This is a genomic window from Pseudoalteromonas sp. SIMBA_162 (assembly GCF_046535955.1).
In the GTDB taxonomy this organism is placed as follows: domain Bacteria; phylum Pseudomonadota; class Gammaproteobacteria; order Enterobacterales; family Alteromonadaceae; genus Pseudoalteromonas; species Pseudoalteromonas marina.
On sequence record NZ_JAWJBQ010000005.1, the window covers coordinates 99571 to 116668 of the forward strand.

13 protein-coding genes and 2 pseudogenes are annotated in these 17098 nt (G+C 40.5%); 8 read left to right on the forward strand and 7 right to left on the reverse strand.

All coding sequences use genetic code 11. The annotated features are described in order from the left end of the window. Positions 1 to 7 precede the first annotated feature (7 nt). The 3 genes from wecC to galU are packed head-to-tail and all read right to left on the reverse strand — an operon-like array spanning position 8 to position 3362. Positions 8 to 1258 (reverse strand): UDP-N-acetyl-D-mannosamine dehydrogenase, encoded by a 1251-nt coding sequence (wecC, locus tag R0J88_RS05310; RefSeq protein ID WP_410899329.1) that lies wholly within the window; start codon positions 1256 to 1258, stop codon positions 8 to 10. A gap of 33 nt (positions 1259 to 1291) precedes the next feature. Then, positions 1292 to 2425 (reverse strand): non-hydrolyzing UDP-N-acetylglucosamine 2-epimerase, encoded by a 1134-nt coding sequence (gene wecB, locus R0J88_RS05315; RefSeq protein WP_410899330.1) that lies wholly within the window; start codon positions 2423 to 2425, stop codon positions 1292 to 1294. A gap of 46 nt (positions 2426 to 2471) precedes the next feature. Next, the gene (gene galU / locus R0J88_RS05320; RefSeq protein ID WP_410899331.1) at positions 2472 to 3362 is read right to left on the reverse strand and encodes a UTP--glucose-1-phosphate uridylyltransferase GalU; all 891 of its coding nucleotides are present in this window, start codon (positions 3360 to 3362) and stop codon (positions 2472 to 2474) included. A gap of 309 nt (positions 3363 to 3671) precedes the next feature. Here galU and R0J88_RS05325 point away from each other — a divergent pair, with 309 nt between their 5' ends. The 4 genes from R0J88_RS05325 to R0J88_RS05340 all read left to right on the forward strand — a co-directional run bounded on the left by R0J88_RS05325 (position 3672) and on the right by R0J88_RS05340 (position 8488). After that, positions 3672 to 4370, forward strand: coding sequence for a transglutaminase-like cysteine peptidase (locus R0J88_RS05325; RefSeq protein WP_010557323.1), 699 nt, complete (start codon positions 3672 to 3674; stop codon positions 4368 to 4370). Beyond that, positions 4354 to 6360, forward strand: coding sequence for an EAL domain-containing protein (locus tag R0J88_RS05330; RefSeq protein WP_410899332.1), 2007 nt, complete (start codon positions 4354 to 4356; stop codon positions 6358 to 6360). The genes R0J88_RS05325 and R0J88_RS05330 overlap by 17 nt, the downstream gene beginning before the upstream one ends. 22 nt (positions 6361 to 6382) lie before the next feature. Then, a complete protein-coding gene (locus R0J88_RS05335) occupies positions 6383 to 6931 on the forward strand; it encodes a hypothetical protein (protein ID WP_039037195.1) in 549 nt (182 codons plus the stop codon). Between the two features lie 246 nt (positions 6932 to 7177). Then, positions 7178 to 8488, forward strand: a complete 1311-nt coding sequence (locus tag R0J88_RS05340; RefSeq protein WP_410899333.1) for an O-antigen ligase family protein — start codon at positions 7178 to 7180, stop codon at positions 8486 to 8488. Between the two features lie 499 nt (positions 8489 to 8987). On the opposite strand, the pseudogene R0J88_RS05345 reads toward R0J88_RS05340, so the two are convergent. The 4 genes and pseudogenes from R0J88_RS05345 to R0J88_RS05360 all read right to left on the reverse strand — a co-directional run. Then, positions 8988 to 9353, reverse strand: a pseudogene (locus tag R0J88_RS05345) (integrase core domain-containing protein); the annotation flags it as partial. Positions 9354 to 9470: 117 nt separating this feature from the next. Then, positions 9471 to 9799 (reverse strand): annotated as a pseudogene (locus tag R0J88_RS05350) (transposase). 363 nt (positions 9800 to 10162) lie between these two features. Further along, the gene (locus R0J88_RS05355; protein ID WP_052242877.1) at positions 10163 to 10387 is read right to left on the reverse strand and encodes a transposase; all 225 of its coding nucleotides are present in this window, start codon (positions 10385 to 10387) and stop codon (positions 10163 to 10165) included. A gap of 645 nt (positions 10388 to 11032) precedes the next feature. Further along, positions 11033 to 11296: a YkgJ family cysteine cluster protein gene (locus R0J88_RS05360; protein ID WP_033035838.1), complete on the reverse strand. Its 264-nt coding sequence runs from the start codon at positions 11294 to 11296 to the stop codon at positions 11033 to 11035. A 168-nt stretch (positions 11297 to 11464) separates the two neighbouring features. Here R0J88_RS05360 and R0J88_RS05365 point away from each other — a divergent pair, with 168 nt between their 5' ends. From R0J88_RS05365 to R0J88_RS05380, 4 genes are all read left to right on the forward strand, one after another. Continuing rightward, positions 11465 to 12646, forward strand: a complete 1182-nt coding sequence (locus tag R0J88_RS05365) for an efflux RND transporter periplasmic adaptor subunit (protein WP_410899334.1) — start codon at positions 11465 to 11467, stop codon at positions 12644 to 12646. Further along, positions 12643 to 15792: an efflux RND transporter permease subunit gene (locus tag R0J88_RS05370; protein ID WP_410899335.1), complete on the forward strand. Its 3150-nt coding sequence runs from the start codon at positions 12643 to 12645 to the stop codon at positions 15790 to 15792. Before R0J88_RS05365 ends, R0J88_RS05370 begins: the two co-directional genes overlap by 4 nt. 139 nt (positions 15793 to 15931) lie before the next feature. Then, positions 15932 to 16099, forward strand: a complete 168-nt coding sequence (locus tag R0J88_RS05375; RefSeq protein ID WP_006792439.1) for a hypothetical protein — start codon at positions 15932 to 15934, stop codon at positions 16097 to 16099. Between the two features lie 104 nt (positions 16100 to 16203). After that, positions 16204 to 17094 (forward strand): dienelactone hydrolase family protein, encoded by an 891-nt coding sequence (locus R0J88_RS05380; RefSeq protein WP_410899336.1) that lies wholly within the window; start codon positions 16204 to 16206, stop codon positions 17092 to 17094. Positions 17095 to 17098 lie beyond the last annotated feature (4 nt).

Sequence of the window (17098 nt, forward strand, 5' to 3'; positions counted from 1 at the left end):
ATTGATTTTAAACAATCCCACGCGTATCAATTACAACTTTTGACGCGAACTGTGTTTTATCGGCCGCTTTAAACTGTTTGTGGTCAACTAACACCACAATTACATTGGCTTTTTCAAGCGCGGTGTCGAGTGTCACTAACTCAACGTTACTGTCTTGCATTTTGGCTGGAAGTGCTTGAATGTTTGGCTCGACCGCTAAAATCTCACCAATGTTGGCACTGGCCAACTCTTGCACTATTTGTAAGGCTGGGCTTTCGCGTAAGTCGTCGATGTCGGCTTTAAACGCAAGGCCTAAACACGCAATCACTGGCTTTTTAAATTGGTCAGCCGCTTGGGTGATTTGGTCAATGACGTAGTACGGTTTTGCATCGTTAGTTAAACGGGCTTGTTTAATTATTTTTGCCTCAGAAGGGCAGCTATCAACAATAAACCATGGGTCAACCGCAATACAGTGGCCGCCTACTCCTGGGCCTGGGTTTAAAATGTTAACCCGTGGGTGGCGGTTCGCCAGTTTAACCAGTTCCCAGACGTTGATTTTTAGTTTGTCACAAATCACTGATAGTTCATTGGCAAAGGCAATGTTTACATCGCGAAATGAGTTTTCAGTCAATTTGGCCATTTCGGCGGTGCGGGCATTGGTAATAATACACTCGCCGCGCACGAAAGTTTCGTATAACTTAACGGCTTTTTCGCTACAAGCTTTGCTCATGCCACCTATAACACGGTCGTTTGATACTAGCTCTTGTAATACATAACCTGGCAATACGCGTTCTGGGCAATGGGCAACATTTATGTCGGCGTTATCGCCTTGATCTTGCGGGAAACTCAAATCTGGGCGTGCTTCACTTAACCAAGCGGCTAGTTGCTCCGTTGCACCTACAGGTGAGGTGCTTTCTAAAATAACCAAGTTACCTTTTTCAAGCACTGGGGCAATGGTTTTAGCGGCCGCTTCTATATAGCTTAAGTCAGCTTTATGATCACCGCTTTCGCTATGAATAAATGGTGTTGGTACTGCCACCATAAACGCATCAGCTTTTTCTGGGGTTGTAGTGGCTCTTAAATTGCCGGTAGATACTACACCGCGAACTATTATGTCGAGATCGGGTTCTACTATGTGGATTTCGCCTGCATTTATTGTATCTACTGCTTTTTGATTTACATCTAAACCAATTACTTGCATACCGCGCGATGCAATAACGGCCGCAGTTGGTAAACCTATATAGCCTAAACCAACAACTGAAACTGTTTTAATTGTCATTACTAAATCCTTGAAAAAGTTTTAAACTTTATTTTAATCTTTAAAGTGTTGCTTAATTTTAGCCACAATGCGCTCACACGCTTTACCATCGCCATATGGGTTATGTGCTCGGCTCATAGTGTTGTAATCGGCTTGATTGGTCAGTAAGTTATTGACCTCACTCACAATGCGGTTTTTGTCTGTACCCACTAGTTTAACTGTGCCAGCTTCTACTGCTTCAGGGCGCTCTGTTGTGTCTCGCATTACTAGTACAGGTTTGCCTAGGCTTGGTGCTTCTTCTTGTACACCACCTGAATCGGTTACGATTATGTGTGCTTGATTCATTAGGTACACAAATGGTAAATAGTCCTGAGGCTCTATTAAATGCACGTTATCAACATTTTTTAATATTCGATTTACCGGCTCGCGTACATTAGGGTTTAAATGCATTGGGTAAAGTACTTGCGCCTCTGGGTGCGTGGTTGCAATTTCTGCTAGTGCTTCACAAATGCGCTCAAACCCACCACCAAAGCTCTCTCGGCGGTGCCCTGTGACTAAAATAAGCTTTTTAGTTTCGTCGAGTTCTGGAAATTTAGCTTTTAGAGTTGAAATTAAAGCCCTGTCGGTTTTTACCTTATCAACTACCTGTAACAATGCATCAATAACTGTGTTACCGGTAATTACAATATCGTCAGCGTTTATAGATTCGTTTAGTAAGTTTTCCTGCGATGTTTGCGTGGGTGCAAAATGCAGCTTTGTAATCGCACCAGTAAGTTTACGGTTACCCTCTTCAGGCCACGGTGAACTTAAATTACCTGTGCGTAAACCCGCTTCTACGTGGCCTACGGGAATTTGCTGATAAAACGCCGCTAAACTAGCTGATAACGTTGTACTGGTATCGCCATGAACAAGCACTAAGTCTGGTTTAAACTCTTCAAGTATAGGTTTTAGCCCTAACAAAATATTTGTTGTTACATCGTAAAGGTTTTGCCCTGGCTTCATAATGTTTAAATCGTACTCTGGTACAATTTCAAACAACTCTAAAACTTGATCAAGCATTTCACGATGCTGAGCAGTAACGCATACTTTTGCTTCAATACCTTCTGCATTACTAAGTGCTTTAACTAGTGGTGCCATTTTTATCGCTTCTGGTCGTGTACCAAAAATACTTAATACCTTAATAGCCATGATTTTCCTTAAATTTTTAATAACCAAATCTGTAAAGCTTTGTGCATTACGCTAATAATTTTTTTAATTGCTTTGTAAATTCTTCACCCATATCGCTTGATTGCATTGCATATTCAACATTAGCCAACATATAACCGAACTTTGAGCCACAGTCGTGCGATTTACCTGTTAGGTGGTAGGCTTCAAGCGTTTCGAGGTGGCGTAATTGTAGTAATGCATCGGTAAGTTGTATTTCGCCGCCGGCGCCGGGTGGCGTGTATTCGAGCAAGTCCCAAATAGTAGGTGATACAACGTAACGCCCTGTTATGGCTAGGTTGCTTGGGGCTTCGTCGTTATCTGGTTTTTCAACCATGTTTTTAATGGTGGCGTTTTCGCCTGCGTTTATGTTTTTACCGGCTAGGTCTACCACGCCGTATTGGTGTACTTGCGCTTGCGGTACGGGCTCTACCATCACTTGGTTGTGGCCTGTTTGGTCAAACCGGTTAATCATTTGGCTTAGGTTATCGGTTTTTGGGTTTGACTTGTATTTGTCGATTATTACGTCGGGTAACATAACGGCAAACGGGTTATTGCCTACGATGGGTTTAGCAGCAAGTACAGCGTGGCCTAAACCTAACGGCGCCGATTGGCGAACCGAAATTACCGTTACATCTTTTGGTACTATTGAGCGTACCTCGTCTAGTAGGCTGCGTTTTACGCGTGCCTCTAGTGTGGCTTCTAGCTCAAAGCTGGTATCAAAATGGTTTTCGATAGAATTTTTAGAGGCGTGAGTAACAAGTACAATTTCTTTTATGCCTGCGGCTACGGCTTCGTTAACTACGTATTGAATTAGGGGTTTGTCTACCAGGGGGAGCATTTCTTTTGGTATGGCTTTTGTAGCCGGTAACATACGTGTACCAAGGCCAGCAACAGGGAGTACTGCTTTTAAAACTTTCACTTTAATTCCTTTTTTATTTTTTGATTATTTATAAAAACACAAAAAAGGACAAGCAAAGTTAGGCTTAAGTCCTTTTAACGTACCTCACATACCGTGTGAAGTTATTATTATACACATCACAATAATGTACTCAACTATAAACGCATCCTTTTATATTGTTTTTTTGTTAAATTTATGTTGCACCAAAATAACTACCAAACGCCCTACTTTAGTGCTGTGTAGCACTTTTTACTTATCTACCTTTTTTGTTGTAATAATACTATACTTGGCTGTGCTGTTTATTAGGGATTATTAACTAAAGGAACGTATGTGCGCTTAAGTGTTTGCATTTTAATTGTTATGTCGTTTTTTGTGTACGCGCAAGATGCACTTATGCATTTGCGTAACAGCGATATACTAAACCGTGCACAACAACATTACGGCGACGAGGGCTACACCCGTATTAAAAATTGGCTTAGTTTTATAGATAGCAGCCAAGGTAAAAGCGAGTGGCAACAAATACACCTAGTTAACGACTTTTTTAATAAACACATACAATACCAAACCGACGACGACCTATGGCAAAAAAAAGATTACTGGGCCACCCCGCTCGAAAGCTTAGGCGTTGGTATGGGCGACTGTGAAGACTACGTAATAGCCAAATACTTTACGCTAATTGCACTGGGCATACCGGAAGATAAAATACGGTTAATGTATGTAAGGCAAAAAACAGTAAACCAGCCGCATATGGTATTAATTTATTTTGAAGAGCCTAACCAAATACCGCTTGTGTTAGGTAATTTTAATACTAAACTTTTACCCGCTAATAAACGGCCCGATTTAAAACCTATATACAGCTTTAACGGCCAAGGTTTATGGCTAGCTAAGGCTAAAGGGTTGGGTAATAAAGTAAAAAATAGCCGTGGTGTATCGGCCTGGAACACCATGCTGCAACGCATAGAACACGGTGAGCTTGCGCCCACCAACAGTAACATTAAAGGAACTAGTAGTTATGTATCGACTTTTTAAAAATGGACTTAGTTTAAAAACCCAAGTGTATGGGTTAATTATTTTAATTTCGGTTATTTCGTTTTTTGTACGTGTAGTTACCGACGTACAAACCACCCGCCACTATTTGCAAACCCAAATGGGCAGCCACGCGCAAGACACCGCCACAAGTTTGGGGCTTTCTATTTCGCCCTACCTTGACGACGAAAGCTTAATGATTGCCCAAACCATGGCCACGGCTATTTTTGATAGTGGCTATTATAAGCAAATTAAATTTACCGACATGCAAAGTAATGTGGTGTTTGAGCTTACTAACCCTAAACGGGTTGAGTCGGTACCTGGCTGGTTTATTAATGCGGTAGAGCTTAACGCCCCCACTATGAGCAGCGAGCTTAATAATGGCTGGGTTATGGCAGGCACACTTAATGTAACTAGCCATGCTGGGCAGTCGTACTTAACGCTTTGGGAGCACACAAAACGTAGCTTTTACGGATCGTTTTTATTACTTGCGGGGTCGCTTGCGGTTGCATTTTTAATTTTAGGCACGGTGTTTAGGCCGCTAAAAGCCGTAGAACACCAAGCGCAATTGGTTACGCGTAAACGCTTTACATTAAACGATCAAATACCGGTTGCACGCGAGCTACGTACAGTAACTAAAGCCATAAACAATATGGTTATTAATTTACAAAGCACGTTTGACTCGTTAACTAAACAAACCCAAACCCTTACAGAAGAAGTATACATAGACCCACTTACTGGGCTTGGGAACCGTCGGTCGTTTGAAAACCATTTTAGCTCGGTGGTTGATACAATAACTGAAGACGCGCCAATAACCGCAATGATGATCACTCTGCCTTCGCTTACTAATATTAACCAAACCGTTAGCTACCAAGACGGTGACGAACACGTTTACGATGTAAGCACTACTTTGCAATCTATATTAAGTGAGTTAACCAACACTAAACTGTTTAAGCTTAATGGCAGTACGTTTATAGCGCTAGCCCCATTTGACGTACCTTTTTTAAATAAAACCAAACTAGACATTAACGATGCTTTTAGCCAAAAGAAAAACAGCTTACATGTAAATGGGTTTGCTAACTTGTCGCTTGTAAGTGTTGAAAAAGGCTCTAGCTTAGGGAGTGTGCTTTCGGCGCTTGATACCGGTTGTACCATTGGCGACACCGCAGCTACCAATAAAGTAGATAAAGACACCCTATTTAGTGTTAAACAATGGCGTGCGCTAATTCAGTCTATTATTGATTCGGGCGAGGTGAGTTTTTCGGTGCAGGCTGTTAAGCAAGCCAACTCAGAGCACCAGCAGTGCTATTTTGAGGTGTTTGCACACTTTATACACGAAGGTGAAAAAGTAAATAACGGCCATTTATTTGCTATGGCCGAAAAACTTAATTTAACCGAAGAGCTCGACAAAAAAATAATACGTAACTTTGTAAACGTTAAAGAGCAGTACCCTAAAGATGTGTTTGCCCTTAATTTAAGTAAAGCCGCGTTATATTCTACCGATTTTATAGAATGGCTTACGCTTTACGCGACTACTAAACCTATTTTAAAAACTAACTTATTGTTTGAGCTACACGAAATAAGCTTACTTTATAATGTACATGTGGCCAGTTTACATATAGATGCCATTAAAGATATTGGTATTAATGTGTGTGTAGAGCATTTTGGTACCAGTTTAACGTCGTTTAGGTACTTACAAGGCCTAGACATTGAGTTTGTAAAAATTGACGGCAGCTACATACAAGACCTGCTAGATAACACCCAAAGCCAATTTTTTATTCAAACCGTTAATAATATTTGCCACGGTTTTGGTATTAAAGTTTTAGCCTGTTTAATTGAAAAACCTGAGACTTTAAAGGCACTTGAAAAACTGGGCTGCGATGGCGTACAAGGCAATTTAATAATGCCACCTTCGCAAATAGTAAAAACTAATAATAATGGCGTAAATAAAGAGTTTACTTTTTGCCCTAATACGCTAAAATTTTGTAATTAGACACTCAACCATGGGACGAGACATGAAAAAACTAATTTTAGCTGGCTTAATTGCTGGTGCCACTGCAGTGGTTACATTACCTGTATATGCACAAGCAGACAGCGCCGGCCTTGTTAGCGTATTAAATAATGCGACTGCAGATACTTCGCCAGAGCAACTTCAAGCAGACTTACTTGCTGCTATTGAAGCTGCTTGTAGTGATTGTTCTGCTGAAGACGTAGAAGCGTTAATTAACGATGCAGTTGCTGCTGTGGGCGCAGATAGCCCGTTAGTTGCTGATGTACTGGGCGCAATGAGTGCTGCTGGTATTGATAGCGATACGCTTACATTAGCTGCTGTAACTGCTGGTGTTGATGCAACGACTGCTTCTGAAGCAACGGCTGCTGGCCCTAATGGTAATAATGCAAATCCAAATGCACCAGGCCAAACTCCTGGTGATAATGCTGCACCAAATAATAATGCTAACCCAAATGCACGTTCACGTGTGCCTGGTTTTGTTAGCTTACCAACACCTCCGGGTGCTGGCGGTAATGGTGGCGACGACGGCATTTCTGAAGAAACTGGTAACTAAAACTAGTTTGTAATTTAAAAACGCAGCCAATTGGCTGCGTTTTTTGTTATGTGTACTACACAAATATGCAATAATGCGAAACATACAAGTTTTGAGTTGTTAAAAAACAGATATCAGTTAAGTAAATATGTGTTAAACATTAGTGGTTAGATGATATTTTTCAGAAGTTAGTTAAAAAACAAAAGTTAGAAGTTAGAAATCAGTTTTTAGGTTAAGTATTAGTAACAAGCGTTTATAGGGAAATTAGTGAATCGTTTAATTTTTGTATTGTTGTGTGGCATTTTATTTTTACTCCCTTTACCTTTAGGCAGTTACCGACCTTGGGCCATACTTGCTATGGGCCTTTTAATTAGCGCTACGTTTATAACGCACTTAATTTACGGTGCTATAAATAACAACCAATCTTTGTACCCTCCTTTGTATTCGTGGCCTGTGTTTGCGGCACTTGGTGTTGTTGTTGCGGTGTGCGCCGCGCAAATGTTTACGGTAAGCGTTGATCCTTTTCAAACCAAACAAATGTTATTAAAAACCAGCTTTATGGTTTTGTTTTGCTGGCTTATTTTTATTTACTGTAACAGTGCTGCGCGCATTAAAAAGCTAATTTATGCGGTTATATGTGCTGGGGTTTTTCAGGCTTTGTATGCCAGTTACTTAAATTTATCGCCCGATGTAGTTAGCCCTATTTTTGGCTATAAACATACCGACCGGGCCATTGGTACATTTACGTATTCTAACTTTTTAGCTAACTATTTAGCGCTGTGTTTATGTTTGGGTATAGGTGTATTGGTAAGCGAGTTAAAACGCAATAATGGTAAAGGTAAAAACACGTTAAAACAAACTCTTAGGGCTTGGGCCGAAATACTTTTAAGCTCTAAAATTGTGTTACGTATTTCGTTAATAATTATTATTGTGGCGCTTATTTTAACGCGCAGCCGTATGGGTAACTCGGCCTTTTTTATTGCGTTAATGGTGGTGAGCTTTTTGGCGCTGTTTGTTTATAACAATAAGCCTAAGGCGTTTAAGTTATTAATAGTGAGCTTTTTTATTATTGATTTGATTATTATTGGCGCTATTTTTGATGTTGAAAAAGTAAAGCAGCGTATTAGCGAAACAAGTATTGCGTCTGAAACCCGCGACGAGGTGGTACGCGACTCCATACCGCTTATTTTAGATAAGCCTTTACTGGGCTCGGGCGGCGGTACGTTTTACACGGCGTTCCCTGCGTATCAGTCGGAGCCTTATTCAGGCTATTACGACAACGCCCATAACGATTATATTCAATTTGCTGTAGAGCTGGGTATACCTGCTACAGCGGCACTTGGTTTGTTGGTTTTGTATTGTTTGTGGTTGTGTGTGGCAACTATGCGCAAGCGCAAAACGGCGTTGTTTCAGGGTGTGGCTTTTGGCTGTGCTATTGCGATTATTGATATGTTATTGCATTCGTCGGTAGATTATTCGCTCCAAGCTGGTGCAAACTCTATGCTGTTTATGGTTATTTTATGTTTGGCGATTTTGAGTAATAAAATAGTTGTTAAACGTGTACGTAGTTTTAAATAGACATTTTTAGTTTTTAAAAATATTTAATAAGGTAAGTAGCCATATATCTAAATAATTACACCAACACTGTGTATTTGCTAAGTGATTATGTCACCACCGAGAAGTAAAGGAGAAGTGACTAACCATTACTTATGTTTTCTCTGTGTAGCGCCAGCGACTCTGTGTCCTCGGTGGTCATATTTTTTATAAGTAACAAGAAGCTACGCTTCTAACGTGAGCAAGCTCTACGTCTACAAAATAAAGTCAAACTTTATACCGTAGACGCGCAGCTTGCTGGCGTATAAAAGCAACGCTTTTACATATTTATAATTAAAGCGCCAGGAAGCAAGGCGCCTACAGTAAAATCAACACCGTACATTGCTAAGTGATTTTGTCACCACCGAGAAGTGAAGGAGAAGACAAGGAGAAGTAATTTAAGGCTGGTAAATATTTATGGGTTTAACTTTGTTTTTCTCTGTGTAGCGCCAGCGGAATTTTTCAAGTTAGTTGTCGCATCAAGCTAAATTTTATGCCGCCCGCACTTCTCTTTTTTCTCTGGATTCAAATTTACTTCATTGATGATTGTCAAATTTCGAGACTTTCCTGACCAACGACTTGGATTCTGTAATTTCGCAATTTCATTAACCCGATGACGCTTCGCCAGGATCACTTTGTCTAAGCCTAAATGACGCTGATTTGGCGTGACAATCCTAATACCGGTGTGCAAGTGCTCATCGTTGTACCAATCTACAAATCCGTTAACCCAGTTCCTTGCGCTAGCGATGTCTTCGAAGGCTTTTTCTGGATATTCCGGACGATACTTTGATGTTTTAAATCATGACTCAAAATACGGATTATCGTTACTCACAGATGGTCGGCTAAATGAATGGACATCCCAGCTTTCACTAGACAGTTTTTAACTCAGAATAATAAGCTTCTTCAAACTTAGCGGGTGAAACACCGCCTGTATGTGAGTGGCGCTTTTTTGGATCGTAAAACATTTCTATAAATTGAATATCTCAGTTTTCGCATCTTCGCGTGTCGAGTATATCTTACGCTTAACTATTCGCTTTTTAATTGTCGCAAAAAAGCTTTCAGCAACCGCATTAGAATAACAGTTCCCAGCGCGGCTCATTGAAGGCACAAGATTATGTTCTTTCATAAATACGAAATAGTCAGCGCTACCGTATTGACTGCTTTGATCACTTAACACCATTACCTCAGCCTCCGGTTGATGTTGATATAAAGCCATCAACAGTGCGTTTTTAACAAGCTGCTTATTCATATTTTTATTCATCGACAACCCACAATACGTCGAGAGAATAAATCCATCACTGTTGCCACATATAAAAAACCTTCTTTGGTTCTTATGTAAGTTATGTCGCTTACCCACTATTAATTCGGCGCTGGCGGGTTATATTGACGTGCTAATAAGTTATCTGCAATCCGCGATGTCTCACCACCTTTAATATGGCGACACTTATACCCTATTTGCGCTTTAAGCTGATGTTGTCGCATGATCTTAGGAACACAGTTTACGCTGCATAGCTTAAGGCTTCACGCAAGTCTGAATGTATCCAAGGGCTACCATACGTGCCGCCCTGGCCACATAAAAACCACTGCGATGCAGCTTAAAAAGGCGGCACATCATCGTAATGGAAAACTCATTTTGATGATCACGAATGAAGCCTTACTTTACTCGGGGTTGCTGGCAAAGTACCTTGCAGCCTTTTTTAAAATATCCCATTCCTCCGTGACACGTTTCAATTGCGCTTCTAAATTAGCGATATTCAATTTTTCATCAGATGATTGAACGGACTTAGATTTATCTGATAACTGGATCCGACAGTGATATAACGTTTTGGTATAAATATCTAATCGTTCAGCGACTTCCGCAACTGAATATCCATGCTGTGTCATTTGTTTAACAGCCGCTTATTTAAACTCTTGGGTATAACGCTTGCCTTTGCTCATAAAACACCTCTTATTAGAAGTTACAATGTAACTTATTGGGTGTCTAGCAAACTATGGGGAGTCCATTCATGCCAAATCTTCGATTATTGAAATTTGTTATGCATTCTTTACTCTTCGAAAGAAATATAGATAGCGTTTGTAAGGCAAACCCTGAGTATTCGTTTTGTGTAAAGTAACTCATTACTTCGAAAGAAAAGCGGTGATCATTAAATGATGCTGGCCCAATATTCGTAAGTAATGAGCTCAAAACCTCAACAATTCAAAGTATAGATTATTAAGGTACAAAGACTATAAATGCCACATATGCGAATATCCAATTTGAGCAAAATCTAAAAATTAAATTTGAAATAATAATTATGATTTATTCAATTAATCTTTGCTCTAAAAGCGCAGCGCCTCTTACCCTCTTTGTGAATAAATCACTTTTACGTCTTTGCCAATAACGTAAGCATGCTTTACGTCTATAAAATAGCCGTATAACTGCACATTTGTAGTAGACGTAGAGCTCGCGTGAAAAGCGCAGCTTTTAATAACTTAAAAAAGTTACTCGGTAGTAGTTAAATGTAACTATGTGTGTATTGAACACACCAACTAAGTTAATTGTTCAAGCTCCGTGATAAGCGCAAGAGCCTCTGCATTAGTTGACCCACACACATCAACTGTGGCACTAAAGTCACTGCATACTTTTGGTCGAGACTCATCACCAAATAACTTACATAAATTGCGCTCATCTAGCTGAATACAACGTTCTCCGGCCTTTTTGCCATTTGGCATACCCGGTATTGGCGAGCTAATACTTGGCGCAATACAACATGCACCGCAGCCCAATCGACACGCCATTGGCTCTGTTTTCATAACATCCTCAGTTTAAATTAACCACATATTTAACAATACAGACTCCTTTTTAGAGCCAAATATTTATTTGTAATACACATATGTAATGCTTTGTTACATCTTCAAACGCCTTGTAAACACTTTATTGCGTATTATTGCCCTATCACCACTTTTATGAAGGAATGCCTTGTGGCTACTAAAAAACAAATTGTTCTTCCAATCGCAGTTTTAGCTGCCGGAATTGCACTGGCAATTGGCTTTTCTAATATGAAAACCCCGCCTGAAGAAAAACCAGCGCAAGATACTCGTCCACTGGTTGCTGCGCAAACAGTCAACATTGATGCAATAACACTCGACGTAAAATCGTACGGGGTTGTAAAACCTAAAGACCGTACTGAGCTAATTGCACAAGTCAGTGGCCAAGTTATTTCCGTAGCAGATGAATTTGTTGAAGGTGCATTTGTAAAACAAGGCGACATATTAGCACGAATTGATCCAAATGATTACGAAGCCGATTTTATTGAAGCACAAGCAGGCCTTGCTCAAGCAAGTTCAGCCCTTGAAATAGAACGTGCCCAAGCGCATGTAGCAAAAGCTGAATGGGAACGTATTAAATCAGACTCAAGTGACTCAACTGCATCAGAGCTTTATTTACGTAAACCGCAATTAGCCGAAAAGCTAGCGCGTTACCGCTCTGCTCAAGCCAGTGTTAAACGTGCAAAGCGTAACCTTGAACGCACTTATATAAAAGCCCCATACGACGCTATTATTAACTCACGCACAATAAGCTTAGGCTCTGTAGTAAACCCGGGCAGTAGCTTTGGCGCACTAAGTGCCACATCGGTGGCAGAAGTACGTTTACCTGTAGCAGATAGCGAAATGCAATACCTAGCCAATGGAGGCATTGGTGCTACTGTTACCCTTAATGCTGAATTTGCCGGCAAGCAAACGTCATGGCAAGCCAAAGTTGTACGCAGCGAAGGGGTAATTGATCAAGTAAGCCGTATGAGTTATTTAGTTGCGCAACTGCCAACGCCATACGCCGATAACACTAAGCCACTACGTTTTGGTTCATACATTAATGCAACCATTGAGGGCAGATCCCTTGATAACGCAATTATTGTCCCGCATCACCTTGTTAAAGATAAACAAATTGCCATTTTAAACGCGAACAATACTCTAAGCTTTAAAACACTGAATATTGTACGTGAACAAGATGGCATGGTAATAGCCGATCAAGGGTTACAACTTGGCGAACAGTTAATTACCTCAGCACTAGAATACCCAAGCGAAGGAATGGCTGTTAAAACGGATGAAGATGACAAACAAGGTGAAGTAACACAGCTTGCTCTTACAGAGGACACCCTATGATTACCTCTGAAAAGGGCCTAATTGCCTGGTTTGCTCGTAACCCTGTTGCAGCAAATTTAATCATGATTTTTATTCTTGTTGGCGGTTTATTAACAGCCTTAACGATTCGTAAGCAAGCATTTCCGCAATTTGAAAGTAACTGGGTGAGTGTTCAAGCCGTTTACCCTGGCGCCGCACCGCAAGAGGTTGAAGAAGGCATTACAATAAAAATTGAAGAAAACCTAGAGGGATTAGAGGGCATTAAACGCTTTATAACTTACTCTAATCGCGGCTACGCACAAGCATGGATTGAAATTGAAGAAAAATACGACCTTCAAGAAGCTTTAGACGAGATAAAAGCCCAAGTAGATTCTATAAACTCGTTTCCTGCGGGTATGGAAAGGCCAATAATTCAGCGCGATAAGTTTCAACAAGAAGTGATGTTTATCGCGCTATATGGGGATATGACCTATGCCCAACTAAAAGAACTAGGTACCGATTTAGAAGATGAATTACTCGCTTTACCTGGTGTTAATTTAGTCAGTTTTTTTAGCGGCTTAAATTATGAAATAGGCATTGAGATTAGCCCCGACAAACTGCGTGAATACGGCCTTACTTTTAGAGATGTATCAAACGCTGTAAGAAACTTTTCAACTAATATGTCGGCTGGCCAAATCCGTTCAGATAACGGGTATATTTCTATGCGTGTTGAAAAACAAGCTTATAAAGGCAATGAGTTTGAGCAGCTGCCTTTAATTACCCTCGCTGATGGCGCACAAATATATTTAGGCGATGTAGCCACCATTAACGATGGTTTTGAAGAAGGCTTATTATATTCAAAATACAATGGTAAAAATTCGTTAATGTTTGATATTGCAGCATCTAAAGATCAAGACATTACCGACGTTGCCAAAGTACTTAAAAATTACATGGCCGAAAAAGAATCTAAATTACCACAAGGCGTAAAACTAACCCCTATGGTTGATTTAACCTACTACCTGCAAGGTCGTCTCGATATGATGATCGATAATATGGTATGGGGTGGTGTTTTAGTTATGTTGGTATTGGCATTATTTTTACCGCTTAGATTAGCATTTTGGGTAATGATGGGTTTACCGGTTTCTTTTTTGGGTGCCTTTTTGTTCATGCCGATAGGCTTTTTAGATATCACCATTAATATGGTGTCGCTGTTTGCCTTTATTATTGTACTCGGTATTGTGGTGGACGATGCTATTGTCGTGGGCGAATCGGCCAGTGCCGAAATAGAAAAACACGGCCACTCACTCGATAACGTAATCCGTGGTGTTAAACGTGTTGCAATGCCCGCTACATTTGGCGTACTCACCACCATTGCTGCTTTTTTACCGCAAGCTATGGCATCAGGCCCAGGCGCAGCATTTTCTAAAGCAATTGGTGTCGTTATTATCCTGTGTTTGATTTTTTCGTTAATTGAATCAAAACTTATTTTACCGGCTCATATTGCCGCAATGAACCCACGTAAACCTAGTCCTAAAAACCCATTGCACAAGGTGCGTATGGTTGTTGATAAAGGCCTTAAATCGTTTGTTCAAAATTACTACACGCCTTTCATAGGGCACTGTATTCATTATCGTTATACCGTAATTATTGGGTTTATATGTATTTTAATTATGAGCGCAGGCATGTTTGCAGGCGGTTTAGTTAAATTTGTACCAAACCCTAAAATACAACATGACTTTCCGCGTGTGGTTGTAGAAATGAATCTTGAATCATCAGAGCAAGCAACACTTGAAACAGCTAAAAAAATTGAAGCGGTGCTTCTTAGTGTAGATGAAGAGCTTGAAGCACAATACGGTCAAAAAATGATTCGTGACCTCTCGGTAAGCCTTCGTGGCCGTACCAATGCGCAATTAATGGCTGTACTCATTGAACCTGATAAACGCCCTATTGATACCTTCACTCTTAGCTCATTATGGCGTGAAAAAATGCCACCATTGCCAGGCGTTAAAACGTTGACCATTGAGGATAACTTATTTGGCGGCGGACGAGATGACGGCGACGTAAGTTTTAGACTGCAAGGTAAAGATACCAACAAACTAAAAGAAGTTGCTTCGTTATTAAAAGCTAAATTACAAAGCATGGAAGGCGTAGGCGATGTTAACGACTCACTACAAAGTGCTACCGACGAAGTACAACTTGATTTAAAACCACTTGCATACAGCATGGGATTGACCCTTGCAGACGTTGCATCGCAAGTTAGCTTTAGTTATTACGGATTAGAAGCACAACGTATTTTACGCGAAGGAGAAGAGATCAGAGTGATGATCCGCTACCCTGAAAACGATCGTAACTCTATTAGTAACATACACAGCACACGTATCATCACGCCATCAGGTGTTGAGGTGCCGTTAAGTGAAGTTGCACAAATCAACATTGTAGATGGTGTAAACAGAATCCGCCGTGAAAACGCAAACAGAACAGTTAATGTATGGGCAGCCATTAATACTGATAAAGTTGAACCTTTTGCCATTGTAAAAGAAATCACTGACGAGTATTTACCAACCCTTTTACAAAATTACCCAGGTGTTACCAGTAATGTCGCTGGTCGAGTGCAAGAGGAAATGGAAAGCGCTGATGAGCAATTACGTGATTTTGCAATTTCACTAATGATTATATTTGCATTATTAGCCATTCCGCTTCGCTCATACTCACAACCATTGATCATTATGTCGGTTATTCCATTTGGTGTGGTCGGTGCAATGTTTGGGCATATGGTATTAGGAATGACCATGAGCGGCCTTTCAATGTTTGGCATCATTGCAGTAGCCGGTATTGTAGTTAACGACTCTCTCGTTATGGTTGATTTTGTAAATAAAGCGCGTGCAGAAGGTGTACCTATAAAAGAAGCGGTTATGCAAGCGGGAGCTCGTCGTTTTAGAGCTATATTGCTAACCTCAGTGACCACCTTTATTGGCGTGTTACCTATTATTATGGAAACGAGTTTACAGGCACAAATTGTAATACCTATGGCCGTATCACTCGCCTTTGGTGTGCTATTTGCCACCGTAATTACGCTTATTCTTATACCGTGTCAGTATGTCGCACTTGAAGATACAAAACGAATGATTCGTAAGTGGCGTGGTAAACACCCTATTGTCGATGGCCAACCAACAACGACCAATAGCTAATTAAGTAAAACCCCAACCAAAAAAGCTCGGCAACATGCCGAGCTTTTTATTTATAGTTAAAAATAACCTTCAATTATTTGCTAACTTCCCCTTTTCACTGGTATTTTGACTCTCAGTTTACTTTCTTAAAGGATTAACCATGGGTACATTTCAACTTATTTTATTTATCATATTTGCAGTACTAACCATTGTTGGATACAGAAAAAATAACCGTAATTTAATGTTATTGGGTGCCATTGTTGTAGCGTTTGCCTTTGCAGGATTAGATTTTATGATGGGGGTTGATCATAGCCTGTCAGCTTATTAATAGTTAACGGCAAAAATACACTAAATAGTAAAATTAGTGCTCGTTTTTTATACCCGATACGTTTAGGTACTTAATATTAAAAAGCATAACAATTAAGGAAAACCATGAATTCACCTCAAATAGATCACATTCCTCAAGAAGCGTTTGATTGGTACGACGAATATGCCCATGGTTTAATGGACCGTCGCACTTTCATGAAAAAACTAGGTGGCCTTGCAGCACTAGGGATTTCAATGAGTGTGCTCACCAGCGCGCTTTTACCTAACTATGCACTTGCAGAGCAAGTCTCGTTTAACGATGACGATATTAAAGCTACCTACGAGGAATTTGATTCGCCAAACGGGCATGGTAAGGGTAAAGGTTATTTAGCGGTGCCTAGCAAAATTGAAAGTAAACTGCCGGTTGTATTAGTTATTCACGAAAACCGTGGTTTAAACCCTTACATAAAAGATGTTGCAAGGCGCTTAGCCAAAAAAGGCTTTATTGCTTTTGCCCCCGACGCACTTTTCCCGCTTGGTGGCTATCCGGGTAATGATGATGAGGGGCGTGCAATGCAACGCACGATGGACAGAGCTAAAATTCAAAACGACTTTGTAGCCGCCGCTCACTTTTTAAAAGCCCACCCTAGCAGCAACGGCAAATTAGGCGCCGTAGGCTTTTGTTTTGGGGGTTATATTGTTAACTACTTAGCCGCAGTTGATAGTGACTTACTCAGCGCGGGCGTGCCCTTTTATGGCACACCTGCAAGTGAAAGCTTACACAAAAATATTAAAGCCCCTTTAATGATTCAATTAGGTGAACTTGATAAACGCGTTAACGCCACATGGCCTGAGTATGAAAAAAGCTTAAAAGCTAACAATGTTGAGTACACTATGCACATGTACGAAGGTGCTAATCATGGTTTTCATAACGACTCTACTGGGCGTTATGATGAGCAAAAAGCAGAGCTTGCTTGGCAGCGTACCTTAGCGTTTTTTAATGAAAAATTAAGCTAAACAC

What these genes read in the sequence shown, in the direction of transcription:
- wecC (WP_410899329.1), bottom strand. Translation starts at nt 1,258, where the DNA reads ATGACAATTAAAACAGTTTCAGTTGTTGGTTTAGGCTATATAGGTTTA.
- wecB (WP_410899330.1), bottom strand. Translation starts at nt 2,425, where the DNA reads ATGGCTATTAAGGTATTAAGTATTTTTGGTACACGACCAGAAGCGATA.
- R0J88_RS05330 (WP_410899332.1), top strand. Translation starts at nt 4,354, where the DNA reads ATGTATCGACTTTTTAAAAATGGACTTAGTTTAAAAACCCAAGTGTAT.
- R0J88_RS05335 (WP_039037195.1), top strand. Translation starts at nt 6,383, where the DNA reads ATGAAAAAACTAATTTTAGCTGGCTTAATTGCTGGTGCCACTGCAGTG.
- R0J88_RS05355 (WP_052242877.1), bottom strand. Translation starts at nt 10,387, where the DNA reads ATGACACAGCATGGATATTCAGTTGCGGAAGTCGCTGAACGATTAGAT.
- R0J88_RS05360 (WP_033035838.1), bottom strand. Translation starts at nt 11,296, where the DNA reads ATGAAAACAGAGCCAATGGCGTGTCGATTGGGCTGCGGTGCATGTTGT.
- R0J88_RS05370 (WP_410899335.1), top strand. Translation starts at nt 12,643, where the DNA reads ATGATTACCTCTGAAAAGGGCCTAATTGCCTGGTTTGCTCGTAACCCT.
- R0J88_RS05375 (WP_006792439.1), top strand. Translation starts at nt 15,932, where the DNA reads ATGGGTACATTTCAACTTATTTTATTTATCATATTTGCAGTACTAACC.
- R0J88_RS05380 (WP_410899336.1), top strand. Translation starts at nt 16,204, where the DNA reads ATGAATTCACCTCAAATAGATCACATTCCTCAAGAAGCGTTTGATTGG.